This window comes from Pacificibacter maritimus, assembly GCF_003814915.1.
Classification (GTDB): Bacteria; Pseudomonadota; Alphaproteobacteria; order Rhodobacterales; family Rhodobacteraceae; genus Celeribacter; species Celeribacter maritimus.
The window spans coordinates 390,979-415,648 of the sequence record NZ_RKQK01000001.1; the positions used below are offsets into that span (position 1 = coordinate 390,979).

A 24,670-nucleotide genomic window follows, 5' to 3' on the forward strand; every position below is an offset into this window, starting at 1 on the left:
GCGGCTCTGAGCGCCGCGTGAATGAGCTTGGCACGGATACGGGGCGGTCTGGGGACTGGGGGCTGGGGAAAGAAGGGCGAAAGTCAGCCATGCGCTGCAAGACGCGGTTTAGACGGAAAGGCGATCCGAAAGTGCGTGTGTGATGTCAAAAGTGGCAAGCTGAAGCCGCCACTTTCATCTTTAGGTCAAAATGATCGTCCGATCGGCCCACTTGTTGGCGATTTGACGATCATGGGTCACCAGCACAACTGCAAAGTTTTCTGCCGCGGCCATGGTTTCAAGCATGTTCAACGTGTCGCGCTGGGTGATCGGATCAAGCCGCGATGTCGGTTCATCCGCAAGTAGAACTTTTGGCCCAACAGTCAGCGCGCGTGCGATCGATATTCTTTGCAACTCGCCCCCTGAAACCTCATCAGGTTTACGGTCCAGCAAAGACGGGTGAATTCCCAACTTTTCGAGCGTCGTCAAAACCGAAGACCAATCGGTTTTATGCAGCCGCGCCACATCCTTAAGGACGTGTTTTAGCGCTATGCGTGCAGGAAAAGCCGCTGGGGGATCTTGATACAGTTTTTGCACAGTATGGCGCGACTGGCTTTGGGCGCGGGTCACTGTCCCGGCCTCAGGCTTTATGAGCCCCGCCATGGCATCCAAAAGCGTCGTTTTGCCAATCCCGCTGGGGCCAACCAATGCGACACGTTCGCCAGCTCTAAGGGTCAAATCAAACCCTTCAAACAGCCTTTTGCCAGACCGTGCAACGGCGAGGTTTTCCACCGTCAAAACGACATCCCGCTTTTCGGCCAGATCAGACTGTTTTTCGGATTGGGGCCAGTTTTTCGGATCTGCATCGATTAAAGACTGCGTGTAGCTGCTAGTGGGATTGGCTAAGACATCTATAGCCTTCCCTTGTTCTACCAAGGCACCATCGCGCAAGACGATGACCTCGCCTGCAAGGCGGCGCGTCACGCTGACGTCATGGGTGATGGCGATCAAGGTGCCGCCCTCCTTGGGAACCTTGGCCAAGAGTTCGACAACTTTGGTGTGACGTTCAGCATCCAAGCCCTTGGTCGGCTCGTCAGCCAAAAGAATTGGCGCATTGCCTGCGGTCGCAGCCGCAAAGGCAACGCGCTGCGCCATTCCGCCTGAAAGTGTATTTGGCAATTGTTTTTCCGCGCCAGTCAGGCCCAGTGTTTCAAAGGCTTTTGCCGTGTCAGCATTTGCAAGAGATCGCTTTTTGCCGCCAACATAGTGATGGGCTTCTGACACCTGCCGAAATGCACGCATCAACGGGTCTAGTGCGCGCCAAGGTTCTTGCGGCAGTGTCGCGATGACAGTGCCCCACATGCGCCTGCGTGCGCTTTGGCGCATTTGATCGACACGGCGACCATTTACGGTGATCTGCCCTTTGGCGTGCAGCGTGTTTGGCAATGTGCCCAAAATGGCCTGCGCGATCAGACTTTTGCCCGCGCCAGTTTCCCCCATGATGACCAAAGTGCCGCCATTGGACAGGTTGAAACTGATCGGCCCCATGAGGCGTGTCTTGCCTGCGTAAACAGATAAGGCATTGACTTCTATTGAATATATCATGGGCGGCGCGCGCCTCCAACGCTCAGATGTAGGGCAAGAACAGTTACGATTAAACACAAAACAGGCTGTAGAATAAGGAAAGGCGCTTCACGCCAATAGGGCAGAAGCTCGGTCATCATGACGCCCCATTCGGCGGTGGGAGGGCGCAGCCCGACGCTGACAAAGCCAAGGGCTGCCACAGAAGTGACGGCGGTGGCTGCACCAAAGGCGGCAAGCGTCAAAAGGCCTGGCCCGATTTCGGGGATCAAATGGCGGCGCAGCAATACCCATGGGCTTAGACCTAGCAATCGTGAGGCCTCGACCGCTGGTTCTGACAAAACAACACGCGCTCGCTGTCGCGTGTAGCGGAAATATTCAACCCAGAGCGTCAAAGAGATACCTGCATAAAGAGCCCACCACGATCCAGGCGAAATCGCTGCCAGCATCAAAACCAATAGCAGCCCAGGTAAGGCCAAAACCGCATCAGAAAAAGCGCCGATCAGGCGGTCAGTCCAGCCACCGCGCCATGCCGCAATGACACCGAGTAATGTGCCGGGTAGTCCGGCTGTGATCACTGACAATAGCGCCAAGGACAGCGACAATTGCGCCCCAGACAGCAATCGTGCCGCCATATCGCGCCCTAAATTATCTGTGCCCAAAAGATGGGATCGGCTGGGGCTTTCAAATGTGCTCAGGAGCGATTGTTTGGCTGGATCTTGCCCAATGAGGCTGGGGCCCCCTAGGGCGCCGATGGCCAAAACGGCAAGCAATGCAAAACCAGTCAACTGGGCAAACCCAAACCGAGGTTTTGCTGAACGCGCCTCACTGTGTGTTAAATGTGGTGTTTGATCGGTCATGCCAAGCGCCCCCGTGGGTCAATGCCGCGACAGGCAAGATCAACGCAAAGATTGAGCGCCACATAGAGCAGGCCCAATGTCAGCGCAGTGCCTTGCACCATCGCAATGTCGCGGCCAAAGATTGCATGCACCAAGGCATGACCGATCCCAGGCCATGCGAAAACGGTTTCAACGATCACAACGCCTTCGATTAAATAGGCCAGTTGTACGCCGATATATGCCACCACTGGCAGCGCCGCATTGCGCAGGACATGACGGGTCAGTGTCAAACGCGCAGAAAGGCCCTTGGTGCGCGAGAAGAGGCGCCAATCGGCGCGCATCGCATCGACGACTGAATCGCGCAGGACGCGGTTTGAAACCGCCGCAAGTCCAAGCCCGAGGGTCAAGGATGGCAGCACAAGATTTTCAGGCCCATGGAATCCCGCAACAGGAAACAGGCCAAGTTGAACTGCAAAAATCAGCACCAATACGATACCTAAGGCAAAGGCGGGGATGGCTCTGAACAGGACAGACAGACCAAAGGTCACACGATCGACGATCCCATTGGGGTTCAGGCCCGCAGCAATTCCGACGGGCAAGGCGATGAGCAAGGAGGCAACAATCGCCCCTCCAGCCAACAGTAAAGAATAGCCAAGCTGGGTGCTGATTTCATCAATCACAGGTGTGCCGTAAACCAATGACGTTCCCAGATCAAATTGTGCGAGAGCCTTGAGCCAGATCCAAAGCTGTAGGATCGCAGGTTGATCAAGGCCCAATTCGAGGCGCACGGCATCAGCAGCAGCCGCATCCATCATATCATACCCATAGCGACCCGCCGCGATGCGATAGGCCGCATCCCCCGGCAAAGCCTGCATCATCGCGAAACTGACGATGCCCACAACGACCGCCACAATCAGGGCTTGCAGTGCGCGCTTTGCCAGAGCAGCGAAAACCGTTTTCATCAAAGCAGAGGTCATTTATTCGTTCCAAAACATAGTGCTTAGACCATAGCTGCGTTGCAGTGGGTCTATGATCACCCCGCCCAAGTCTTTGTTGATCGAAACCGTATGCTGATACCAAGCGACAGGAATGACTGGCAGGTCTTGGTATAAAATGCCCGCGACTTTCGCGATGCTTTCTTGGCGCAGGTCAGGATCAGCGGTTGAGGCAATGACCTGCAACGCTTTTGCAGCCTCGTCGTTGGTCCAGCCCATTGCCCCCCAGTCGCCGCCATTTGGGCCAAAATCTTGCAAGATTGTGCCAATTGGATCAGGCGTCAGCCCGTAATTGCGTGCAAACAAGGCCACGTGCAAAGAACCATCTTTATGCCCCGCGGGAATTTCGGAATAGTTGGAAACTGACACATCAACTTCGATGCCCAGCTCGCGCCAGGTGTCTTGCAGTGCAGCCGCAATCAAAGGCAATTCTGGACGATCAGGGAAGGTCCGCAGTTGAATGGAGAAACGCTCACCATCGCGCATCAATATGCCATCTTCGCCCATAGCCCAGCCGAGGTCTGCCAATAGGGCTTTTGCCTGTTCAAGAACAGTTTTTAGCGGCGCTAGATCTTGCGAATGCCAATCGTGCAATACAGGCGGGAACAGCTGTGTGGCCGCAGAGTCAGGAAAGCGCGTGATGGCCTTGGCGATGCCTTCGCGTGGAATTGCAAGGCTCAAAGCTTTGCGTGCGCGCGCATCATCGAAAAAGGCGTGGCCCGCGTTTACTTTAAGCACGACCACGCGCGGGATCGCGACAGCCGCGGTTTCAATCGAGTCAACATGCTGAAGATGGGAAAATCCCGATGGGTCCAGCGTAAAAACGACATCCGCATCACCGCTTTCGGCCAGCAAAGCGCGTGTTTCTGCGCGCCCCGCCGCCAAATATGTGGCTGTCTCCAGCGTGGCATTTTCGCCCCAATATGCCTCATTGCGCGCCAAAGAAATGCTTTGTGGTGGCGTGAAAGCCGAAACAGAAAATGGGCCTGTGCCGATCAAAGCACTGGGGGTTCCTTCGGCATCAAAAGCGGAAGGGGCGGGGATGATGGTCGTGGCGTGCGCCATCAAGGATGGCAGCGCGGTGAAGCTTTCGGAAACTGTGATGATGATCTTGCCTGCATCGGCTTTGATTGCCGTGATAGGCGCCTTTTGCAGAACGCCAGGCTGTTTCCAAGCGCGGTTCAACGCGGAGGCTGCAGCCTGTGCATTAAAGGCGGAGCCATCGTGAAATGTCACGCCATCGCGCAATGTAAAGGTCCAAGTGAGGCCATCGTCGGACATGTCCCATTTTGTTGCCAAAGCTGGACGTAGCGCGCCTGTTTCATCTGCGTCGACCAGATTTTCCATGACTTGGAGAGCTTGAATGACAAAACCTGCGACGGTTGGATCATAGCTGGCAATTTCCCAAGGCGCTGCGACTGTCACGCTTGTCTTAGGCTCTGCCATCGCGGCCGTTGTTGCGAAAGTGGCAGCCAGACATACTGCCGCAAAAGGTTTCAACATTTTGGGTCTCCAAGAAATATGAATTTTAAGTCTTGGGACGCGTAGCATGATTCGATATGTAATAACATAACATATGCAAATTGTGTTGGATTTTCCTGCTGCGGCGCGCGGGTCTACATTCGCGACCAGCACCTTTAGACGAACTGCGCAGGTTCTTTGCCTCAGCTGAGATGCGAAAAATATCCCGATGAAATCAGGTCAAGGCCCGCAGTGATGTGCTGCGACCGATAAAGCTGTTATCTACCCCAAGGGCAGAGCGCTTCGACCTTTTGGCGACCAAGCTTATTCAGTGTCTTTATGTTATCCAGATAGATTTTTTCGGGCTCCGAAACATGCGCGAGAACTTTGGTCATCTGATCTTGTCGCAAAAGATGTAGGGTTGGATAGGGCGCGCGATTGGTAAAGTGGCTTAGATCGTCTGCCGCCACACCATCAAATTGATACTGAGGGTGAAATGATGCCAATTGCACCTGCTCTGTCAGATCTGCAGTCTCCAAGATCTGCTGACACCAGTCGAGCAAATCAAGGTATGCATCGAAATCTTCAAGACCTGTGGTGAACATGAGCAAGCTCGTGGCAATGCTATTTTCGTTTGTTCCAAGCAGGCGCTGTAGTTCAGTCACAAAGCTCTGCTCTCTTTCGGCCTTTGTGGTGGCATCGCAAACGGCATAATACACTTGGTCTCTGGTTATGACACTTGAGGCAAAGGGGCATAAATTTAACCCGACGACCATTTGATCAAGCCATTTGCGGGTGTTTAGAACCACATCTTGATGCGCGATTGAGAGCGCGTTGATGTCAAACGTATTGATTTGCTCAATCCCTTCTTGCTTACATGCCATACTGCATATTATGCCCATGTTTCCAGTGTTTGCAAAAGTAAACCCGCCGACTGGGCGCGGTCACCGCCTGTATATGCTGTCAGACCCTTTTGCGCTATCGGCAAACGGGCCAAAACAAATTTTGCCAACAAGACCAAAGTCTCGCAAGCGGCATGCCTTGGCGCATAAGGTCTCGACAGAGGTCGCGTTTCACAGCGTTAATTTAACAAAGGCCTGCATATCTTCCTTCCAAAACATCACCAATATCTGCGCGACAGCATGTTTTTGCGAATTTGTGCAGCTGACGGCCCCAGAAATGCTATCCCTGACGGAACAAAACGCAGGTTATAGCGTTATCATAAGTAATCGACAGTGGAGAGTCAGATGGGGCGATGCTCGATGAGCCGTAAAGATAACGCTGGGCAATTTTTCGTATCAGGCAAGAATTGTTGGCGGGTTGCACAGGCCGAACAACTGTCCTTCGTGGTCGATGGCGAAGATTATTTCATACATCTGCGTCGCGTCATGGCGACCGCCAAGAGTGAACTTTTGCTTGTGGGCTGGGATTTCGACTTTGAAATCGAGATGTTACCCGGAGAAAGCGACGCAAAGGGCAATGCACCAGACGGGCTACCAAATAAATTGGGCGCATATCTGGAGGCAGTGGTCGAAAATGCGCCTGAACTGCAAGTCTATATTTTAAAATGGAACGGTGCTGTCGTTGTCGCCCCAGGACGTATTTTGCCAGCGATGGCTCTGGATATATTTGGCAGTGATCGCATCCATCTGGCGCTCGACAGTCACCATCCCTTAGGGGCCTGCCATCATCAAAAGATCGTTGTCGCTGACAATTCATTTGCCTTTTGTGGTGGTATTGATGCGACTGAATCGCGATGGGACACATCCGCGCATCGCCCAGATGACCCGCGGCGTGTGAAGAAAAACGGCGCGCCTGCTGAACCTTGGCACGATGTAACCTGTGCTGTGACGGGCCCCGCCGCCGAAGCGCTGGCAGAGCTATCGCGCAGACGCTGGAAGCGCGCAACGGGTGAGGAATTCGACGGCGGGGCGACGCGCAAAGCGGCGTCTTGGCCAAAAGGCTTGGCGGTGGATGCAACCAACGTAGATGTCGCCATCGCCCGAACGGAACCGCCATACAATGGGTCCGACTTGATAAACGAGGTCGAACAGCTTTTCCTAGATAGTATCGCAACAGCAAAGGAAACGATCTATTTCGAGTCGCAATATTTCACGGCCGAATCTGTCTTTGATGCTTTGGAGAAAAGTTTGCAACAGCCCAGCGGGCCAGAAATTGTCGTGATCAACCCGCAGGCCGCTTTGTCACAGATGGAAGATGACGCCATGCATGTCTTGCGGGGCCGTTTTATTGACCGTTTGAAAGCCGCCGATCACGCGAACCGCTTTCGTATTTATCACCCAGTCAATAGCGCCGAAGACCCAATTTACGTGCATGCAAAGGTCAACATCATCGACACTCGTATTCTTCATGTTGGGTCGAGCAATATTGACGACCGATCATTGGGCTTCGATACGGAATGCGATGTCGCGATTGAAGGGGCCCATGATGCTATTTCCGCCTTTAGGACAAGATTGCTCTCAGAGCATCTTGATGTAGAGCAGGCGCGCTTTGATGAGGTGTTTGCGCAAACTCAATCTCTGATCTGTGCCATCGAAACGTTGAATTCTGCAAAGGGGCGTGGCTTGCGGGATATTCACGTTCTGCCTGAGAGATTGCGAGGGACGGTGCTGGCCGATGCACGTCTGATGGATCAGCGCTACCATCCCGAACAAGACAGACCCAAGGGGGAAGGGGGCAAACCTCGCCATATTTTTGCCTTTGCAGGTCTCGTAGCACTTGCACATTTAGGGCGGATACTTTGGAGACGCTGGACTGGGCGGTGATCTGCGCGTTGTTGCCGTTTGGATAAGCGCTGTTTCAGAAAATATTAGGGTATTGAGCGTAACACTGGGGCGTATGAAATCACTAAGTTAAGTGCCAGACCATATGCTGTGCGCATCTGTGTCAGACGATTGACGAATTTTATCGACGGCGTCGACCTTGGCAGACAAAGGACGTTTAATTGGCAAACAACCTTATATACCTCGGGAAGTTCAACGACTTTGAAGACGCCTCAGGAACGCCAGGTTATCTAGAGGGAAGCTATACAGATGTTGATGAAACCTCATCTGCGACACCGAATGATGGTGTTTTGGGTCAAACTTTCAGCGGCGGAACTATGGCGATTGTCGATGTCACCGCGGTCAATGTCGGTGGCGGTGCAAATGATACCATCATCGGCACCGATGATTACGACACCAGTTACTACGGCAGCGTAGGAACCTATGACGGCGGGTATTCCTATTTGGGGGAAAGCCTTGAATATGTGCTGCCTGATGGAACAAGTTACGGTGATGGCGATGTAGCGACGCATGAAGGTGGCGGCGCTGCCGCTGGCGGTGCTGTGGCGATCGACAGTATCACAGGGTATTACATCAATCTCACCGTTGAGAACCCTGATGGATCATTTACGACAACTCCGAATGTTCTTGCACGGGTCATCCAAACGGACAGCGGGGATGTCTTTGTACAAAACTATGGCAGTGATACCTTTGACAATAAAGTTATCTCCTCCATAGAATTTGTCTCAAGAATTGATGGTCCGAAAGCCACCTATATCAATCGCAGTGATTTTAGCGCCGATAATACGACCTTTGTTTGTTTTGGCGAAGGGACGCAAATAGCCACCTCTCGGGGCAGTGTGGATATCTCACAGCTGTAAATTGGCGATTTGGTCCAAACCTTGGACAATGGATATCAGCCATTGATCTGGATCGCTCGGCGAGAGCTCGCACTCGAAAATCTAGTGGCACAAGAAAAGATGGCGCCGATCAAAATCTGCAAAAACGCATTGGGCGACGGTTTTCCTCAATCCGATGTCGTGGTCTCGCGGCAGCATCGTATTTTCGTTCAGTCGAAAATCGTATCGCGTATGTTTGGATCTGATGGCGTTTTGGTCCCTGCCAAAGATCTTACCGATCTGCCTGGTGTTGAAATTATGCGCGACCTAAACATGGTCACATATTATCATCTTATGTGCAAAAAACACCAAGTTATCTTTGCAAACGGCATGCCCAGCGAGAGCCTGTATGCTGGGATTCAAGCTATTGAAAGTTTAGGGAAAAAGCCGCTCAATAGTTGTTTTCAATTTGCCCTTTGCTGACATATGTGACGGATCGTGACAGCCCTGTTACTGCGCGCCCATTTGCGCAAGGGCGCAAAATCCGACAGTTGATTGCCCGTCAAATCAAGGCAGGCAAACCCATGATCGAAGTTGACCGCTTGTCCCCAATTGGGGGTCATGGACTTGGCCTCGGCGCGCTGCAAAATGCGACAGGTGAAACGCTTACCCAAGCTCGGTAACATGCTACGGCATTCTTTGCGCGCGGCATGTTCGCGAGAGCTTTTTGCCCTTGGGGCTTTTATCCAAACTGTGCTGTCTCTTAGTCTGGTGCCTCTCAATGCGAAACTCCGCATCATTGTTCTCATAGATTTTGATTTCGCACAGATTGCAATCTCTGGCTGGACCGGTTTTGTCGTGACGAATATGCGCGCCATGCAAAAGGGCGGCAGTTGACCCGCCGCCCTCAATCTTGAAATTAAAGTAGGATGAATGTCTTACGCCGCTTTTGCTTTCGCGTTCACACCACCTGTTGCGATAGATGTCATGGTCTTATCGCCATCATAGGTGTTGTTCAGGCAATTTTGCAGCGCGGCGCCATCGTCATCTAGGTCCAAGCGATTGGCAAAGGCCACCAAGCAGCCGTAGCCTGCAAGGGCATAGTGCACCATGCGCTGATACTGGGTGATGATCATCGCGTCACGGGCGTCATCATTCCCAAAATCAGCGTTGAGAACATGAGCTTTGGCCTCGGCAACAAGGCCTTCCATGCCTTTACAATGTTCGCCATTTGGGTCGATCCCGTGTTTGCCGCAGATTTCTGCGATTTTATCCAGACCCTCACTGATCCCGTTGGATCCTGCGATCAAAGCTTTGGATAGGCCTTCATCTTTGGCGGCTTCACCAAGTTCGGTGAGCACATCAAGCGCTTGTTTGTTCGCGCTCCAGATGTCTTGCAGTTGATCGTGATAAACGTCTTCGAGTGTGTTCAATGACATGAGATAGTCCTTTCTATAGCTATGGGTCGTGTGGGTTCAGGGCGACACTTAGTTGTCGTTCAAAAACGCATCGACTTCGGCTTTAGCCTGTTCTTTCGTCTTGCCGTATTTAGCTTGAATTTTACCTTCTAGCGCTTCACGATTGCCATCGATTTCGGCAATCTCGTCATCTGTAAGGTCGCCCCATTTCGCTTTAACGGAGCCAGTCATTTCTTTCCATTTACCTGAGATTTGATCCCAATTCATGATATTGTCCTTTCGATTTTCCAAGCGGTGCCGGTCGACCCAAAGCGTATCTTTAGGGCGATCACCTGCTTGATTGATCTTACGTGGGTGAGGGCGCGTTAGACTGTTTTCGTGCTGCCGCGTGGTCCTGCAAAGAACCAGATGATGAAGCCCAATACTGGCAGTGCGAGAACCAAAAGTGTCCAAAGAGCTTTGGCGCCGAATGACGCGCGGCTCGAGATGATGCTGATGATCGCATAGATATCAGCAAGCAGAACGAGTAATCCGATAATGCCATATTCCATCGTGAATCTCCTTGTTTCTCAGTTTCATCTAACCAACACTTGGATTGGCATATGGTTCCAAATTAATTTTGGTTTTTTAATGTGAGCGTTTTCCTTTTGGGCAAAATTCGCTCAAAGCCAGCTTCTCTATGGGGCGTCAAATAAGGAGTGCCTTAGTGCGATTTAGGCGCTTCGCTGATGTCAAAGTTACTTGCCCGCGAAAGAAACATATTTGCAGTCACGAGTTGCGTTATGTTATCATATAACATAATCTGAGGTCAGTCCCCCTTGGGTGTTACGTCGCGCGTGCTGACCTGCGGCGTTGCCCTTAAAACGGGATGCCGATAAACCATGACCACTGGGAACTTTGGATCGTGTGGCTTACTGTGTTATTTAATTGGAACTGGATTTGTCCTATGAAACTTCTTTCTTTGACTGCGCTGTCCTTGGCTCTTGCTGCCCCTGCGATGGGGGATGAAACGCGTCAACTTGAAGCGCATGAACATGGTGTCGGGCTGTTGAATATCGCCCTTGACGGTGATGACATTGCAATAGAATTGCGGGCCGCCGGTGCCGATATCGTGGGTTTTGAATATGAAGCGCAAAGTGATGCGGATATCGCTAAGGTCAGCGCCGCGCTCAATGTTTTGGCTGAGCCACTTAAGTTGTTTTCGCTTCCCGCTACTGCGCAGTGCAGTGTGGTCGATGTGAAAGTTGACCTAGAGAGCGAGGCTGGCCACGACGCGCATGACCACGATGACCACGATGGGGATGACCACGACGACCACGATGCGCATGAGCACGCCGCGCATGACCACGACGACCACGATGAGCATGAGCACGATGACCACGATGCGCACGACCACGATGCGCATGAGCACGATGACCACGAAGCGCATGACGATCATGATGCCGCGTCAGGCCATACTGAATTTCACGTCGAATATAGGCTCACTTGCGAGGATCTTGAACAGATTCAGGTTTTGACAACCAACTATTTTGACATTTTCCCAAATGCGATGAAACTGACTGTGCAGGCTGTTTCCCAGACAGGTGCAGCGGGATATGAAATGTCGCGCGATACTGCTTTTGTCTCATTGACCGACTTGTTTTAAAGGGGCCATAGGTGCCACAGACTTCCCCGATCTTAACGTTGAAAGATGTCCAATACCGCTGGTCCGGCCGTGCCGCTTTCGACCTGCGTATTCGCGCGTTAAATTTGCAACCCGCTGAAACTGTTTTGGTTTTGGGCGAAAGTGGATCGGGGAAGTCGACGCTTTTATCACTGATCTGCGGAACAATCTTGGCCCAGTCAGGGCAGGTGATCTGCGCGGGTCAAGATATTGCAGCACTCTCAGCCAGCCAGCGCGACAAATTCCGCGCCGATCACATCGGATTGATTTTTCAGCAGTTCAATTTGCTGCCCTTCGCCAGCGTGCAAGACAATATTGCGCTGCCTTTGCAATTCGCAAAGCAACGTCGCGAACGCGTGGGCGATATGACAGCCGAAGCCAAACGTCTGTGCCAAGATTTAGGCCTGCCCGATGAAGTGCTAACCGCAAGGGCAGGGACACTCAGCGTCGGTCAGCAGCAACGCGTGGCAGCTGCGCGTGCACTGATTGGCACACCGCCCTTAATCATCGCAGATGAACCGACATCTGCCTTGGATGCCGCCAGTCAATCCACGTTCCTAGATTTGCTTTTCGCGCAATCCCAAGCCCATGAAACCACCGTTATGATGGTGAGCCATGATGCGCGCCTCTCCAATCAATTCGACCGTGTTTTACACATGTCAGACATCTGTGAAACCGCCAGAGGTGCGTTATGATCTTGCGTCTTGCTTTTGGTTCATTGCTGGCACGCGCCTTAACTGTGTCGATGACAATCCTTGCAATTGCCTTATCGGTTGCGTTGTTTTTAGGGGTTGAAAAACTGCGCACAGGTGCAAAAGCCAGTTTCGCTGACACAATTTCAGGCACGGATTTGATTGTTGGGGCGCGGTCGGGATCTGTGCAACTTTTACTTTATTCTGTCTTTCGCATCGGCAATGCCACCAACAATGTGACTTGGGAAAGCTATCAAGATATTGCCGCCCGCCCCGATGTGGATTGGGCTGTGCCGATTTCATTGGGCGACAGTCACCGCCAGTTCCGTGTGATGGGCACGACCCCTGAATTCTTTGAGCGCTACAAATACAGGTCAGGGCGGTCTTTGGCGATGAAATCAGGTCTTGTGATGGATGACCTTTTTGACGCTGTCGTGGGCGCTGATGTTGCCGAGACTTTGGGCTATGATATTAATGACCCGATCGTCGTATCGCATGGCATAGCCTCTTTCGCAGATCATAAAGATCAACCTTTTCGCATCTCGGGCATTTTGGAAAAAACGGGCACGCCCGTGGATCGCACTGTGATTGTCAGCCTTGAAGCTATCGAAGCGATCCATGTGGATTGGAACAACGGCGCACAAATTCGCGGCCAGTCCACATCTGCGGATGTGATCCGCGGAATGGATTTGCAGCCTCAGGCGATCACAGCCGCATTGATTGGTACCAAAAGCCGTTTACAGGTGTTTAATTTACAACGCGCCATCAACGAATATCGCAGCGAACCTTTGCTGGCGATATTGCCTGGCGTGGCGCTGCAAGAGCTGTGGCAGATTGTCGGCATAGCAGAAACCGCTTTGGTTGGTGTCTCTGCGATGGTGGTTGTCACTGCCTTGATCGGCATGATGGCGACTATATTTTCCAGCTTGAATGAGCGTCGTCGCGAAATGGCTATTTTTCGCGCTATGGGGGCGCGGCCGTCGGTTGTTTTGGGGTTGTTGATCTTGGAAGCGGCTTTGATGGCTTTGATCGGTGCAGTTTTGGGTCTTGGGCTTGTGTATCTTGGGCTTTGGATCGGTCAGCCGCTGATTGACAGCGCATTCGGGCTTTGGCTGCCGATTGAGGCGCCTAAGCTGACAGAAATCTATGTGCTGGTGGCGGTTGTCTTTGCTAGCGTGATTGTGAGCATGGTCCCCGCCATCAGGGCCTATCGCATGTCGCTTGCAGATGGTATGACAGTGCGAGTTTAAAGATCACAGCAAAGATTGAGAAAGGGTCACGATGCATCTCTCTCGCCGTCAAATGATTGCCTCAGCCTTGGCCAGCGCAGCCTTGCCAAAAGCTGGCTTTGCCGAAACACCGCGTGAAATCATGTGGGAAGATTTACTTGCGCCAGGTGTGCCCTATTCTGAAATCATCGGCGAAGGTGAAATGGACGAGCGCAATGACCTCTGGCTGCCGATCTTTGATGAAAATGCGACGGCTTTGAATCCCGCTTTGGATGGCGCTTATATCAAAATGCCGGGCTTTATTATTCCGCTGGAACAATCGACAGCGGGTGTGACGGCTTTTGTTTTGGTGCCCTATATGGGGGCCTGTTTGCACACGCCACCACCCCCACCCAACCAACTGGTTTTTGTAACCTCTCAAACGCCTTGGCCCAACACCGATTTGTTCGATGCTGTGTGGGTCTCGGGCCATATGCGTCACGAAATTCAATCCACCGAAGTGGCTCAAACGGGCTATGCTTTGACTGCTGATGCGATGGAAATCTACGTCTGGTAGGTTTCGCCGCTTGAGGCTTCACAGGGGCGTGGCCTATACAGGCGCCAATGGATTGAAGTGAGGTCTGGCGTAGATGGCGCAGAAAACGGCTGAATTGCGCGTCGACTTTGTGTCTGGCGCTGTAGCACATCGCCTGCGTTTTGGCGGTGGACGCGGGCAGGATTTACCCAAAGCGATGGGGCTGCGTGCCGGTAAAACGCCGACAATTGTTGATGCGACTGCGGGTCTGGGGCGCGATTCTTTTTTGCTCGCTTCACTTGGTGCGCAAGTGACTTTGATCGAACGCTCTCCCAAAATGCACGCGCTTTTGGCGGATGGGCTGCAACGTGCCCATGATGAGGGCGGGCAGTTCCGCGAAATCGTCGACCGCATGACGCTTTTGCATGGGGACGCCAAAGATTTACTACCAGATTTGGGGGCTGAGGCGATCTTGATCGACCCAATGCATCCGCCGCGTAAAAATTCTGCCCTTGTGAAACAAGAGCTGCGCCAAGTGCGTGATATCGTGGGCACGGATGACGATGCTGCGGAATTGATGCGTGTGGCTTTGGCCTGTGCGCGCAAACGCGTGGTGCTGAAATGGCCAGCCAAGGCGGATCCTATTCAAGGCATTCAAGGCTGTTCGCATCAGATATTAGGAAAATCAACGCGGTATGATGTGTTTATGATCTCATAACTGAGCCTTGCTTGGCTTTTGTGCCAAAATAAATGCATGCGCTAGATAAGATATCTTGCCAAATGGTTAATTTGTTCTTATTTTGTTCCGAGCGATCAGTTAAGGAATACTCTCGTGCAAGACAGTCACCGCGCTAGCGATAAGCTGCATTACATTTGCCAAACCTACACGGAAAAAAAGACCAACCCGCAAGGGCAGGGTGTGTTGGAAATTGGCAAACAATTTCAATATACCTCTGCCTTTGAAGCCGAAGGGCGCGCAGAACGTGAATTTCGATCAAAACTTTGCGTGGGCGCAGATGCCTATATGGTCAGCGAAGACCCTGAAACAGGCGAGGTTAGCACACCGACCTTTTTGGCTCGCTTGGGGCATGTACCTGAATTTGAAGCCTTTTAAATCGAAAATCTAATGCGGATCAGGCCCTGAGCATCTGTGTTGGGCTTTGGTCTGCATTGGTCATAAATCTATCCACATCATCACAGGACCACGCCCCACTGGTGGTTGCTGTGATGGCTTGATGCTGAAGGTTCGGCGCGTCAAAGTCAAACCGCTGCAACAGGCGAAACAACAGGCGGCGCCGCAGTTGCACTTCTTGATATTCTAAATCATCTGTCATTCCATTCTTTGATCCCTTGCCGCATATGTCGATCGCAGGATCGCAGATACTGTGTAAAAACAAGTTAATTTCGCTATCAAAGAATGCGCTGCGTGACGTCAGCTTGACACCATATTGGGCAGGCCCCTTGCGTCTGGGCAATAGGGGGCCTAGGAACGGTTTTTCGGCGTGGGTGCGCCTTTAGATTGACAGGAGCAGGGCCTTTGCGGATCTCGATCGACGTTTGGATGCATTATAAATTGGCAGCCGCTGACACTGTGTTTTACGCTGTTGAGGTCGCGCAAACGCTGGGGCAGGTCGTCAAAGCGCAAACGCTTGAGATTGCTAATGCTCAAGTCAACCGCATCTTGGGCGATTCTGGTGTGGGCACGCGGCTATGTGCTGCGATCCCCGATCAAGACATGCAGCTTAGCTATAAAGCCTTGGTGGATATCACGCGCTCTGCGGTTGATTTGCCCCAACTGAATGCCACGCCTGTGCATGAATTGCCTGCCGAGGCTGCGCCTTATTTGCGCCCGTCCTATTATTGCCAATCCGACCAGTTTGTTGAATTTGTGGGTGATACCTTCGGTCATGTTGAAGGCGGCGCAAAAATTGCTGTGATGCGCGACTGGATTGAATCTGAGGTGAGCTATGTGATTGGCAGTTCCGATCAGGACACGACGGTTTTGGACACATTTCAAACCCGTCAAGGCGTCTGCCGTGATTACACGCATTTGATCTGCGCTTTTGCCCGAGCCGCACAGATACCTGCGCGCGCTGTGGCGGCCTATAGTCCGAATGTGCGCCCGCAAGATTTTCACGCTGTGGCGCAGGTCTGGTTGGATGGCGCTTGGCATTTGGTCGATGCAACGGGCATGTGCAACGCCGATGATTTGGCAGTGATTGCTGTAGGGCGTGATGCCTATGATATCGCATTTATGGATTCATCGGTCTTTGCCCAATGCCAGCGCCAAGAGGTGCGGGTGAGCCGCATATAGTTGGCAATTTGCAGCGATTTGGCCAAATAAACCGCGCTATCGCCGCATTTCACAGCAGCCAAAGGCAAATGCAAAGGCGGAAGGGGTGGAATCGTCTTGCATGCAGGCTGTCGACCCCCTAGAAGAACCCCTGATTTATAGGGCTGCCCGCGGGCGGTCTAACGATGACGCTAAGTCTAGACGTATAATAAAGGACGCCAACATGCAGGTCACCGAGACCCTCAACGAAGGTCTGAAGCGCGGCTATCAGATCACTATCACTGCAGCTCAGCTTGACGAAAAAGTAAACGCTAAGCTTACTGAAGCGCAGCCAGAAATCGAAATGAAGGGTTTCCGCAAAGGCAAAGTGCCTATGGCGATGCTCAAAAAACAATTCGGTCCAAAAGTTCTTGGCGAAGCGATGCAGGAAACTGTTGATGCGGCGATGAACGATCACTTTGAATCTTCTGGCGACCGCCCTGCGGCACAGCCTGACGTGAAGATGGAAGGTGGCGAAGATTGGAAAGAAGGCGACGACGTTGTGGTGAACATCACATACGAAGCGCTTCCAGAAATTCCTGAGGCTGACCTGTCTGACGTGAAGCTTGAAAAGCTCGTTGTGAAAGCAACTGACGCTGAAGTGAACGAAGCTTTGGAAAACCTTGCGAAAACTGCGCAAAACTTTGAAACCAAAGACGGTGCTGCAGAAGACGGCGATCAAGTTGTTTTTGACTTCTTGGGCAAAGTTGACGGTGAAGCATTCGACGGCGGCGCTGCTGAAGATTACCCACTTGTTTTGGGGTCAGGCTCTTTCATTCCTGGCTTTGAAGAACAGCTTGTTGGCGTAAAAGCGGGCGAAGAAAAGAACGTTGAAGTGACCTTCCCTGAAGAATACGGCGCAGAAAACCTTGCTGGTAAAGCGGCTGTGTTTGAATGCAAAATCAAAGAGGTAAAAGCGCCTGCTGATGCTGCAATCGACGACGAATTGGCCAAAAAATTCGGTTCAGAAGATTTGGCAGCTTTGACTGCACAGGTGACTGAGCGTCTCGAAGGTGAATACGCTGGTGCATCACGCGCTATCATGAAGCGTGCGCTTTTGGATCAGCTTGACGGTAAAGTGTCTTTCGACCTTCCACCATCATTGGTTGAAGCTGAAGCAGGTCAAATTGCGCATCAGCTATGGCACGAAGAAAACCCAGAGGTTGAAGGCCACGATCACCCTGAGATCGAAACAACTGAAGAGCACACAAAATTGGCAGAACGCCGCGTGCGTTTGGGTCTGTTGTTGGCTGACTTGGGTCAGAAACAAAAAATCGAAGTTACAGATGCTGAATTGACACAAGCGGTCATGAACCAAGCGCGTCAGTACCCAGGCCAAGAGCGTCAGTTCTTTGAATTCGTTCAGCAAAACCCACAAATGCGTCAGCAGTTGCAAGCGCCAATCTTTGAAGACAAAGTTGTCGACTGGATTGCTGAAAACGCTGATGTGACCACAAAAGAAGTGTCTAAAGAAGACCTTGAAAAAGCTGTCGAAGCACTCGACGCTGAGTAAACCGCGATGCGCGGTGGCCAGTATTGGTTGCCATGCTGATAGGTTAGAAAATAGGCCGCTCCTAGAAATAGGGGCGGCCTTTATGTATCTGTGGGGTGGGGAAATGATGATGAGACATAAATATATGCGCGGTATTTTGATCGGCGCGATGATGGTGCCCTTTGCCGCGCAAGCCATTTCACCTGAATGGACCGCAGAAAAATGCGAGCGCTACACGCGCGCTTGGGGCATGGCGACACAAGGCGATGTGGCGGCAAGCCTATCAGATGATTTTGTCACCCATCATGATGCCTTTATTGCTTCTGGTTGCACCATGCGTGGAAAGGTTTGTCCCGTCACCAAGGCTGAGCGCGATTTGGCAGATATATTGTCATTGATGGCCGTAGCCGAAGGGGCGACAGGATCATTCCTGCCGTTTCACTGCGATCCTAAGCCTGAGGCAAAACCCTAACTGCGCAAACCTGTCTCATACAAAAGACCCAGTCGTTTGGCCTCATAATAATAGCCACGTGCATACCATTTCATAGCGTCGTCAATATCACCACCAGAAACCAAATAAGCACCTTTTAGGTATTTTCCCGCGTATTTCAGGTTCACATCCGCATCGAGCAATTCTTTTGCTGGGCCTTTGTGACCCATCGTGCGTGCGGTTTCAGGCAATATTTGCAGCAAGCCATAATAGGGCGCGGCATAGGCCCAAGGGCGATGGGTGCTTTCGCGCACGGCTTGACGGTGGATCAACTCACGTGGGATTTCGTAATAATCGGCCCACTTGTTAATAAGCGCACGCAGTTCTGGCGTCTCGTTGGGAAACAGCGGTGGATTATACCCTTTACGCGATACTTCAGGATCTTTGCGACCGCAGGCTGTTAAGGCAACAGCGCTGAAACTGGTCAAAATGAAAGTGCGACGGGATAGGGGACAGGGCATAGGCGGCTCCGATTTTGATTGCGCTAATGTCCCCATAAGTCGTGTGCAGGAAAAGGAAAAAGTCACGGATAGGCGGTATCTTGCACGTCATCTTGGTGTTGCAGGCATAAAAAAAGGCCCCGCAATCCGCGAGGCCTTTAAATCATAGTGCTTTAGAAGATTACTCTTCGTCTGCTGATGCGTCTTCTGCAGCTGGTGCTGCTTCGTCATCACCAAAGTCCTCATCGGCGGCAGCGCCCATTTCGTCGAACAATTCAGAGATTTCGAATTCAGCTTCAGCTTCAGCTTCAGCAGCCAATTGCTGGATGGATTTACCATCGGCTTGCAATTGAGCTTCTTCAGTAGAGCGTGCAACGTTCAAAACGATTGTTGCTTCAACTTCAGCGTGAAGAACAACAGAAACTTCGTGAAGGCCTAGATCTTTGATCGGAGCTTTCAAAGCAACCTGTTTGCGGTCAACTGTAAAGCCTTCGGCAACAGCTGCTTCAGCCGCATCACGTGGCGTGACAGAACCGTAAAGAGCGCCAGAGTCAGATGCAGAGCGGATGATGATGAACTGTTGTCCGTCAAGTTTCGCAGCAGCTGCTTCAGCTTCTTTTTTGGTCTCTAGGTTACGTGCTTCAAGTTGAACTTTTTGTGCTTCGAATGAGGCAATGTTTGCTTCATTTGCACGCAAAGCTTTGGCTTGTGGCAACAAGAAGTTGCGCGCGTAGCCGTCTTTTACTGCAACAACATCGCCCATTTGGCCGAGTTTTGCGACGCGTTCAAGTAGGATAACTTTCATTGTATAAGCTCCTTACTTAACAGCGTATGGCAGAAGGGCGAGGAAACGAGCGCGTTTGATGGCACGAGCCAATTCACGCTGTTTTTTCGCAGATACTGCAGTGATACGGGATGGAACGATTTTGCCACGCTCGGAAACGTAACGTTGCAAAAGACGTGTGTCTTTGTAATCGATCGCTGGTGCATTGTCGCCAGAGAATGGGCAAACTTTGCGGCGGCGGAAGAATGGTTTAGCGGCCATGATGTGGTCCTTTCCTGAACTGACGATTAACGACGTTCACGGCGCGGTTCGCGCTCGTCACGTTTTTGCATCTGTACGGAAGGGCCTTCCGCGTGCTCGTCAACTTTGATGGTCAAAATACGCATCACGTCGTCATGCAGGCGCATAAGGCGTTCCATTTCAAGAATACCAGCAGAAGGGGAATCAGTACGCATGTACGCGTAGTGGCCTTTGCGGTTCTTGTTGATTTTGTAGGCCATCGTTTTGACGCCCCAGTATTCAGAGAAAACGACTTTGCCGCCGTTGTCTGCGAGAACAGTTGAGAAGTGCTCAACAAGGCTCTCGGCTTGTGCGTTGGACAGGTCCTGACGCGAAATGAAGACATGCTCGTATAGTGGCATGAGAGCTCCAGTGCTTTTTCGAGCGCATTTCATAGGTCAGGGCATTTTCCTTTTCCGCTTGCCCGACCACGAGAGACTACGCTGGTTCAATATCCGTGCGGAAAGGATGTGCCCTTATACGGGGTGCGCTTTAAAGCGCAAGGGTGGCAAAGCGGCTTTTACCTTATTTTTCTATGTTTTTTGCACAATTTTATGGTCCTTCGAGTTTTGCGAACCGGCCCTTATGTGCTCAGCGGTCGTGGGATGCGGTTTAAGGCGCAAAGCATGTCGCAATTTGCGAAGTAACTGTCTCGAGTGTCGAAACCGAAAATGCGATAATTGTGTCATTAGCCATAAATTAGCTGATCTTCGCCTTAATCACGCCGCTTTTGGAGGGGTAAATGGTTAACATATACCTTGCAATGCCAATGCAAAATGCAAAACGGGTCTAAAAATAAGAAACGGGACGCCTTTTATTGCAAGGCTGAGATTGAAGGACGAAGAAAGGCTAAAGCAATGACAGTACTCTTTGAGGACAGGACGACAGGAGTTGAACGTTTGAGTTTAAACTACTCAACCGTCAAATCCTGTGCTTGGGGCTATGTTGTACAGCTTCAAAATACCATGGTTTCACGTAGTTTAATGCGTATGGAAGTTATCTTGTTTTGTTTGGGTTTCGGCGTGTTATGCCTTGTTGTTGGTCTTTGGGTTTTTCCTGGATCAAATTATTCGCCTTCAGTGATTGGTTTGAAAACAGCGCTTTCTATCGTGCTTGGAATTTTTGCTATGTCGGTGATTGATCTGGCGCGTCGCGGCTTGCGGCGTGAATTACAGGTGGATATGAAGCGCAATCAAATACGCAGTGTGTGGCGCAACAAAAGCAACGCGACGACATTGCAGACGGTTTTAGAGTTCGAAGAAATCAATTCGATCTTCATCCGTCGGCGAAAGATGCCGCTCGATTCCGCCGTTCTGAATGTCAGATATGGGCACAAGGGGGCGATTTTAGAGGTCGCCGCGGGGCAAGAGGTGGCTATGCGCGAATTGTGGGAAGCTTTAAATATGGATCTGCTCGACGCGATGCCTGGTGTCAATTTGTCGTCGACCCCGAAAGGACAAGCGCTGCACAAGGACACAGTTAAAAGTCATGGGTTTACGCCTGTGCAAACTGCAATGCCGCGTCGCAGTGCCTTTTCGTCATCTTCTTCCTCGCGGTTATTTCCGTAAGTCGGTCAGAAAACTGCGCAACCATCAACTTTGAGTTAAACAAAAAGGGCAGCTTATGTTGCCCTTTTTGTATGTTTGTCACCCATATATTGTGGCGCATCGCGCGCTAAGCTTCCCACGGCGAACTCCGCCTAGGTCTTGCCGATCCGTGCAGGGGGCGTTAGACCCATGAGAACGGGTTTTCCCGCATGCAGATAATTAAGAGGCGAATATGACGCGCGCATTGGTTTTTCCAGGGCAGGGTGCCCAAACAATCGGAATGGGCAAAGCTCTTGCCGAAGCTTACCCTTCAGCAAAGGCCGTTTTCGATGAAGTTGATGATGCCTTGGAGGAAAGTCTGTCATCCTTGATTTGGGATGGAGACATCGACGCGCTGACTTTGACGCAAAATGCGCAGCCCGCTTTGATGGCAACCTCATTAGCCGCGATGCGCGCATTGGAAGCGGAAGGCTTTGGTCTGGATCAAGCTGCTTTTGTTGCAGGGCACTCTTTGGGTGAATATTCCGCATTGGCGGCGGCAGGTGCGTTAAGCGTGGCGGATACGGCGCGCCTGTTGCGCACCCGTGGATTGGCGATGCAACAAGCTGTGCCTGTGGGCATTGGTGCGATGGCGGCGCTGCTTGGTCTTGATTTTGAGACTGTAAAAGAGGTGGCTGCCGAAGCCGCTTCTGAGGGCGAAGTTGTGCAGGCTGCGAACGACAATGACCCTGGCCAAGTGGTTGTTTCAGGTCACAAAGCGGCTGTGGAACGCGCTTGCGAAATCGCCAAAGCCAAGGGCGCCAAACGTGCAGTTTTGCTGCCAGTATCAGCACCATTCCACTGTTCTTTGATGGAACCCGCAGCCACTGTTATGGCCGAAGCCCTTGACGATGTTGAAATTTTAACACCGCGCGTCCCTTTGGTGGCCAATGTTTTGGCAGCACAGGTGTCAGACCCCGCGACGATCCGCAGCCTTTTGGTTGAGCAAATTACAGGATCGGTACGCTGGCGTGAAAGCGTGGGCTATATGGCACAAAATGGCGTCACAGAGATCTTTGAAGTCGGCGCAGGAAAAGCCCTGTCTGGCATGATCCGCCGTATCGAAAAATCCATCAGCTGCACAGCATTGGGCACGCCTGATGATATTGCAAAGCTGAAAGCCTAATCCCCAACGACAGATATAAAAACATCTGTTTTTGTTGCAAAAAGGAATTATAAATGTTTGATCTTACAGGTAAAAATGCGCTGATCACTGGGGCATCTGGTGGTATTGGTGGCGAGATTGCTAAGGCACTTCACGCGGCTGGCGCCACTGTCGGTCTGTCTGGCACGCGTGTTGAACCGCTCGAAGCATTGGCCGCAGAGCTTGGCGAGCGCGCCCATGTTTTGCCATGTAACCTGTCTGAAAAAGACAGCGTTGAGGCCCTTCCAAAAGCCGCTGCTGAGGCAATGGGGTCAGTTGATATCTTGGTGAACAATGCTGGGATCACGCGCGATAACTTGTTTATGCGTATGTCTGATGATGAATGGGACAGCGTTTTGAATGTGAACCTGACATCGACCATGCGCCTGTGCAAAGGCGTTTTGCGCCCGATGATGAAAGCGCGCTGGGGCCGTATCATCAATATTTCAAGCATCGTAGGTGCCACGGGCAATCCAGGCCAAGGCAATTATGCGGCATCCAAAGCGGGTGTTGTGGGCATGTCCAAATCCCTTGCCTATGAAGTGGCATCACGTGGAATCACTGTGAATTGTGTGGCGCCTGGCTTTATTGCGACGGCGATGACTGACAAATTGACCGATGATCAAAAAGAAAAGATCAATGTGCAAATCCCCGCCGCACGCATGGGCAGCCCAGAAGAAATCGCAGCGGCAGTGCTTTATTTAGCTTCGCCTGAAGCTGGGTACACTACGGGTGCGACTGTGCATGTGAACGGTGGCATGGCGATGCTTTAATCCGAATTTGTGATGAGCGCGCCTAAGCGTTGACAGGGCTTTTATTTTGATGCCTGATCTTGACGCAGAGGTGGATATGCACAAATAGGGACAAATCATTTGCCACTGGTAAAGATTGTGCTATTAGCACCCAAGAATTCGCAGTGGGGGCAAATTGCCGCCATTATAAATTTCGCTGCTTTCATTTGAGGGTAGGGTTTTTTGAAAGGCCTGCGGGCCACTTTAAATTGGGCATCGTGCCCATAAACTATGAGGAAATAACATGAGCGACATCGCAGATCGTGTGAAGAAGATCGTTGTTGAGCATCTTGACGTTGAAGAAGACAAAGTAACAGAGACAGCGTCTTTCATCGACGACCTAGGCGCAGATAGCCTTGACACTGTTGAGTTGGTTATGGCGTTCGAAGAAGAGTTCGGCATCGAAATCCCTGATGACGCAGCTGAAACTATTCAGACATTCGGCGACGCAGTGAAATTCATCACTGAAGCTTCCTAAAGTCATTTGACTTGAGTTATTTTAAACGGCGTCCTTTGGGGCGCCGTTTTTTATTGAAACGCCTCCTCGGCTGATGATGCAGAGTCCTCCTCAGGTGTCGCGTCCAAATCGAACTCGGGCAGGGGGGCATTTTCCAATTTGCGTTTGGATTTTCTGGAACGCAAAATGGCCCAGACTCCAAGTCCCGTCAAAATGGTCCCTAAGGCGCTGATCATCACCCATGCCGCTATTTTGCCGTTGAATGTGTCGTTTTGCGTTGCATCATTCAGGTGATCTTTATCCAAGGGATCGCAATAAGTGTGTGCAAAAAATGTTGTCATAGCCGTGCTTTGCTGGATGAACCTCGCGTCTGTGCCATATCTGCGGGCCATCTGGGGCCAATCATTCTGAATGAGGGTCAGCAAATGATGCCTTGCGCTGATAAAATCCAGCATTGGGGCTTTGTTCGCGCCCAAATCTGCCGCATCAATCTGTTGAAGCAATTGATCACGGGAATACAATTGCATCTGTTGGCGAAAATTGCGTGCGGCCTCCAGTTCACTGTCTGTGCCAATTGATGCGACATAAGTATTTGCGCCTTTGTCGAGCTGCGTCACCCATCTTTCGAATCTGCAAGAGGGTGCCGCCAAGGCCGCAGAGGCTTGGCTCAGGGTGAGACTGGCAACAATCACCATCAACTTGAGATAAGTACGGATAAACACGGACTGATTTCACCATTCATAAGCGGTAACTTGGGCATTCTCCCATCGAAATACCGCTGGATAATGCAATTTGACGGGGTTTGGCTTAAGTTTATGGCAAGCACGTCAATATCTGGTTTACAGCGGAGGTGCTGAATTCTGCACAGGGCCCATAGGGGTC

Annotated in this window: 32 protein-coding genes; 18 read left to right on the plus strand and 14 right to left on the minus strand. The window is 51.5% G+C overall.

The features are described 5' to 3' along the window. Positions 1-180: 180 nt before the first annotated feature. The 5 genes from EDD53_RS01785 to EDD53_RS01805 all read right to left on the minus strand — a co-directional run bounded on the left by EDD53_RS01785 (position 181) and on the right by EDD53_RS01805 (position 5,739). Positions 181-1,584 carry an ABC transporter ATP-binding protein gene (locus EDD53_RS01785; protein ID WP_246002141.1) on the minus strand — a complete coding sequence of 468 codons (1,404 nt, stop codon included), beginning with the start codon at positions 1,582-1,584 and terminating at the stop codon, positions 181-183. Next, positions 1,581-2,420, minus strand: coding sequence for an ABC transporter permease (locus tag EDD53_RS01790; protein WP_123791485.1), 840 nt, complete (start codon positions 2,418-2,420; stop codon positions 1,581-1,583). Before EDD53_RS01790 ends, EDD53_RS01785 begins: the two co-directional genes overlap by 4 nt. Then, complete coding sequence (locus EDD53_RS01795; RefSeq protein WP_123791486.1) at positions 2,417-3,376, minus strand: ABC transporter permease; 960 nt, start codon at positions 3,374-3,376, stop codon at positions 2,417-2,419. The genes EDD53_RS01790 and EDD53_RS01795 overlap by 4 nt, the downstream gene beginning before the upstream one ends. Beyond that, positions 3,377-4,897 carry an ABC transporter substrate-binding protein gene (locus EDD53_RS01800; protein WP_246002143.1) on the minus strand — a complete coding sequence of 507 codons (1,521 nt, stop codon included), beginning with the start codon at positions 4,895-4,897 and terminating at the stop codon, positions 3,377-3,379. 236 nt (positions 4,898-5,133) lie between these two features. Continuing rightward, a complete protein-coding gene (locus EDD53_RS01805) occupies positions 5,134-5,739 on the minus strand; it encodes a DUF1415 domain-containing protein (RefSeq protein WP_246002145.1) in 606 nt (201 codons plus the stop codon). A 378-nt stretch (positions 5,740-6,117) separates the two neighbouring features. Here EDD53_RS01805 and EDD53_RS01810 point away from each other — a divergent pair, with 378 nt between their 5' ends. The 5 genes from EDD53_RS01810 (at position 6,118) to EDD53_RS14755 (ending at position 9,374) form a co-directional block, all read left to right on the plus strand. Next, positions 6,118-7,641: a phospholipase D-like domain-containing protein gene (locus EDD53_RS01810; protein WP_170162657.1), complete on the plus strand. Its 1,524-nt coding sequence runs from the start codon at positions 6,118-6,120 to the stop codon at positions 7,639-7,641. 179 nt (positions 7,642-7,820) lie between these two features. Further along, positions 7,821-8,519 (plus strand): hypothetical protein, encoded by a 699-nt coding sequence (locus EDD53_RS01815; protein WP_123791488.1) that lies wholly within the window; start codon positions 7,821-7,823, stop codon positions 8,517-8,519. 9 nt (positions 8,520-8,528) lie between these two features. Continuing rightward, on the plus strand, positions 8,529-8,960 hold the full coding sequence (locus EDD53_RS01820; protein WP_281277921.1) for a Hint domain-containing protein: 432 nt from the start codon (positions 8,529-8,531) through the stop codon (positions 8,958-8,960). Next, a complete protein-coding gene (locus tag EDD53_RS14710; protein ID WP_148087090.1) occupies positions 8,954-9,160 on the plus strand; it encodes a hypothetical protein in 207 nt (68 codons plus the stop codon). The genes EDD53_RS01820 and EDD53_RS14710 overlap by 7 nt, the downstream gene beginning before the upstream one ends. A 1-nt stretch (position 9,161) precedes the next feature. Next, complete coding sequence (locus EDD53_RS14755; protein ID WP_170162659.1) at positions 9,162-9,374, plus strand: hypothetical protein; 213 nt, start codon at positions 9,162-9,164, stop codon at positions 9,372-9,374. A gap of 41 nt (positions 9,375-9,415) precedes the next feature. Here the strand turns inward: EDD53_RS14755 and EDD53_RS01825 are convergent, their stop codons facing one another. The 3 genes from EDD53_RS01825 to EDD53_RS01835 form a co-directional block, all read right to left on the minus strand. Then, positions 9,416-9,916, minus strand: coding sequence for a ferritin-like domain-containing protein (locus EDD53_RS01825; RefSeq protein WP_123791490.1), 501 nt, complete (start codon positions 9,914-9,916; stop codon positions 9,416-9,418). A 48-nt stretch (positions 9,917-9,964) separates the two neighbouring features. Continuing rightward, entirely contained in the window at positions 9,965-10,162 is a 198-nt protein-coding gene (locus EDD53_RS01830; protein WP_123791491.1) for a CsbD family protein, read from the minus strand. Positions 10,163-10,260: 98 nt separating this feature from the next. After that, positions 10,261-10,446, minus strand: coding sequence for a PLDc N-terminal domain-containing protein (locus tag EDD53_RS01835; protein ID WP_123791492.1), 186 nt, complete (start codon positions 10,444-10,446; stop codon positions 10,261-10,263). Positions 10,447-10,841: 395 nt separating this feature from the next. On the opposite strand from EDD53_RS01835, the gene zrgA reads away from it, so the two are divergent. From zrgA to EDD53_RS01865, 6 genes are all read left to right on the plus strand, one after another. Further along, the gene (gene zrgA / locus EDD53_RS01840) at positions 10,842-11,540 is read left to right on the plus strand and encodes a zinc uptake protein ZrgA (protein WP_123791493.1); all 699 of its coding nucleotides are present in this window, start codon (positions 10,842-10,844) and stop codon (positions 11,538-11,540) included. A gap of 11 nt (positions 11,541-11,551) precedes the next feature. After that, positions 11,552-12,253, plus strand: a complete 702-nt coding sequence (locus tag EDD53_RS01845; protein ID WP_123791494.1) for an ABC transporter ATP-binding protein — start codon at positions 11,552-11,554, stop codon at positions 12,251-12,253. After that, positions 12,250-13,500, plus strand: a complete 1,251-nt coding sequence (locus tag EDD53_RS01850) for an ABC transporter permease (protein ID WP_123791495.1) — start codon at positions 12,250-12,252, stop codon at positions 13,498-13,500. Before EDD53_RS01845 ends, EDD53_RS01850 begins: the two co-directional genes overlap by 4 nt. 31 nt (positions 13,501-13,531) lie before the next feature. Continuing rightward, on the plus strand, positions 13,532-14,035 hold the full coding sequence (locus EDD53_RS01855) for a DUF3299 domain-containing protein (protein ID WP_123791496.1): 504 nt from the start codon (positions 13,532-13,534) through the stop codon (positions 14,033-14,035). A 73-nt stretch (positions 14,036-14,108) separates the two neighbouring features. Then, a complete protein-coding gene (locus tag EDD53_RS01860) occupies positions 14,109-14,711 on the plus strand; it encodes a class I SAM-dependent methyltransferase (protein ID WP_123791497.1) in 603 nt (200 codons plus the stop codon). Between the two features lie 114 nt (positions 14,712-14,825). Continuing rightward, a complete protein-coding gene (locus EDD53_RS01865; protein ID WP_123791498.1) occupies positions 14,826-15,107 on the plus strand; it encodes a hypothetical protein in 282 nt (93 codons plus the stop codon). Between the two features lie 19 nt (positions 15,108-15,126). Here the strand turns inward: EDD53_RS01865 and EDD53_RS01870 are convergent, their stop codons facing one another. Next, positions 15,127-15,327 (minus strand): hypothetical protein, encoded by a 201-nt coding sequence (locus tag EDD53_RS01870; protein WP_123791499.1) that lies wholly within the window; start codon positions 15,325-15,327, stop codon positions 15,127-15,129. A gap of 203 nt (positions 15,328-15,530) precedes the next feature. On the opposite strand from EDD53_RS01870, the gene EDD53_RS01875 reads away from it, so the two are divergent. The 3 genes from EDD53_RS01875 (at position 15,531) to EDD53_RS01885 (ending at position 18,289) form a co-directional block, all read left to right on the plus strand. Beyond that, the gene (locus EDD53_RS01875) at positions 15,531-16,307 is read left to right on the plus strand and encodes a transglutaminase-like domain-containing protein (RefSeq protein ID WP_123791500.1); all 777 of its coding nucleotides are present in this window, start codon (positions 15,531-15,533) and stop codon (positions 16,305-16,307) included. 202 nt (positions 16,308-16,509) lie between these two features. Beyond that, on the plus strand, positions 16,510-17,838 hold the full coding sequence (tig, locus tag EDD53_RS01880) for a trigger factor (protein WP_123791501.1): 1,329 nt from the start codon (positions 16,510-16,512) through the stop codon (positions 17,836-17,838). Between the two features lie 109 nt (positions 17,839-17,947). Continuing rightward, positions 17,948-18,289 carry a hypothetical protein gene (locus EDD53_RS01885; RefSeq protein WP_123791502.1) on the plus strand — a complete coding sequence of 114 codons (342 nt, stop codon included), beginning with the start codon at positions 17,948-17,950 and terminating at the stop codon, positions 18,287-18,289. Here the strand turns inward: EDD53_RS01885 and EDD53_RS01890 are convergent. The 4 genes from EDD53_RS01890 to rpsF form a co-directional block, all read right to left on the minus strand. After that, complete coding sequence (locus EDD53_RS01890; protein ID WP_123791503.1) at positions 18,286-18,768, minus strand: lytic transglycosylase domain-containing protein; 483 nt, start codon at positions 18,766-18,768, stop codon at positions 18,286-18,288. The genes EDD53_RS01885 and EDD53_RS01890 overlap by 4 nt on opposite strands. A gap of 160 nt (positions 18,769-18,928) precedes the next feature. Next, positions 18,929-19,552, minus strand: coding sequence for a 50S ribosomal protein L9 (rplI, locus tag EDD53_RS01895; RefSeq protein WP_123791504.1), 624 nt, complete (start codon positions 19,550-19,552; stop codon positions 18,929-18,931). A gap of 12 nt (positions 19,553-19,564) precedes the next feature. After that, positions 19,565-19,792 (minus strand): 30S ribosomal protein S18, encoded by a 228-nt coding sequence (rpsR, locus tag EDD53_RS01900; protein ID WP_123791505.1) that lies wholly within the window; start codon positions 19,790-19,792, stop codon positions 19,565-19,567. A gap of 26 nt (positions 19,793-19,818) precedes the next feature. After that, on the minus strand, positions 19,819-20,172 hold the full coding sequence (gene rpsF / locus EDD53_RS01905; protein WP_123791506.1) for a 30S ribosomal protein S6: 354 nt from the start codon (positions 20,170-20,172) through the stop codon (positions 19,819-19,821). A 495-nt stretch (positions 20,173-20,667) separates the two neighbouring features. On the opposite strand from rpsF, the gene EDD53_RS01910 reads away from it, so the two are divergent. The 4 genes from EDD53_RS01910 (at position 20,668) to EDD53_RS01925 (ending at position 23,809) form a co-directional block, all read left to right on the plus strand. After that, positions 20,668-21,378, plus strand: a complete 711-nt coding sequence (locus EDD53_RS01910; RefSeq protein WP_123791507.1) for a hypothetical protein — start codon at positions 20,668-20,670, stop codon at positions 21,376-21,378. Between the two features lie 211 nt (positions 21,379-21,589). Continuing rightward, positions 21,590-22,522, plus strand: coding sequence for an ACP S-malonyltransferase (gene fabD / locus EDD53_RS01915; protein ID WP_123791508.1), 933 nt, complete (start codon positions 21,590-21,592; stop codon positions 22,520-22,522). Between the two features lie 53 nt (positions 22,523-22,575). Beyond that, the gene (gene fabG, locus EDD53_RS01920) at positions 22,576-23,313 is read left to right on the plus strand and encodes a 3-oxoacyl-[acyl-carrier-protein] reductase (RefSeq protein ID WP_123791509.1); all 738 of its coding nucleotides are present in this window, start codon (positions 22,576-22,578) and stop codon (positions 23,311-23,313) included. 262 nt (positions 23,314-23,575) lie between these two features. After that, entirely contained in the window at positions 23,576-23,809 is a 234-nt protein-coding gene (locus tag EDD53_RS01925; protein WP_009571390.1) for an acyl carrier protein, read from the plus strand. Between the two features lie 50 nt (positions 23,810-23,859). Here the strand turns inward: EDD53_RS01925 and EDD53_RS01930 are convergent, their stop codons facing one another. Beyond that, positions 23,860-24,510, minus strand: coding sequence for a hypothetical protein (locus EDD53_RS01930; RefSeq protein WP_123791510.1), 651 nt, complete (start codon positions 24,508-24,510; stop codon positions 23,860-23,862). Between the last annotated feature and the right edge of the window lie 160 nt (positions 24,511-24,670).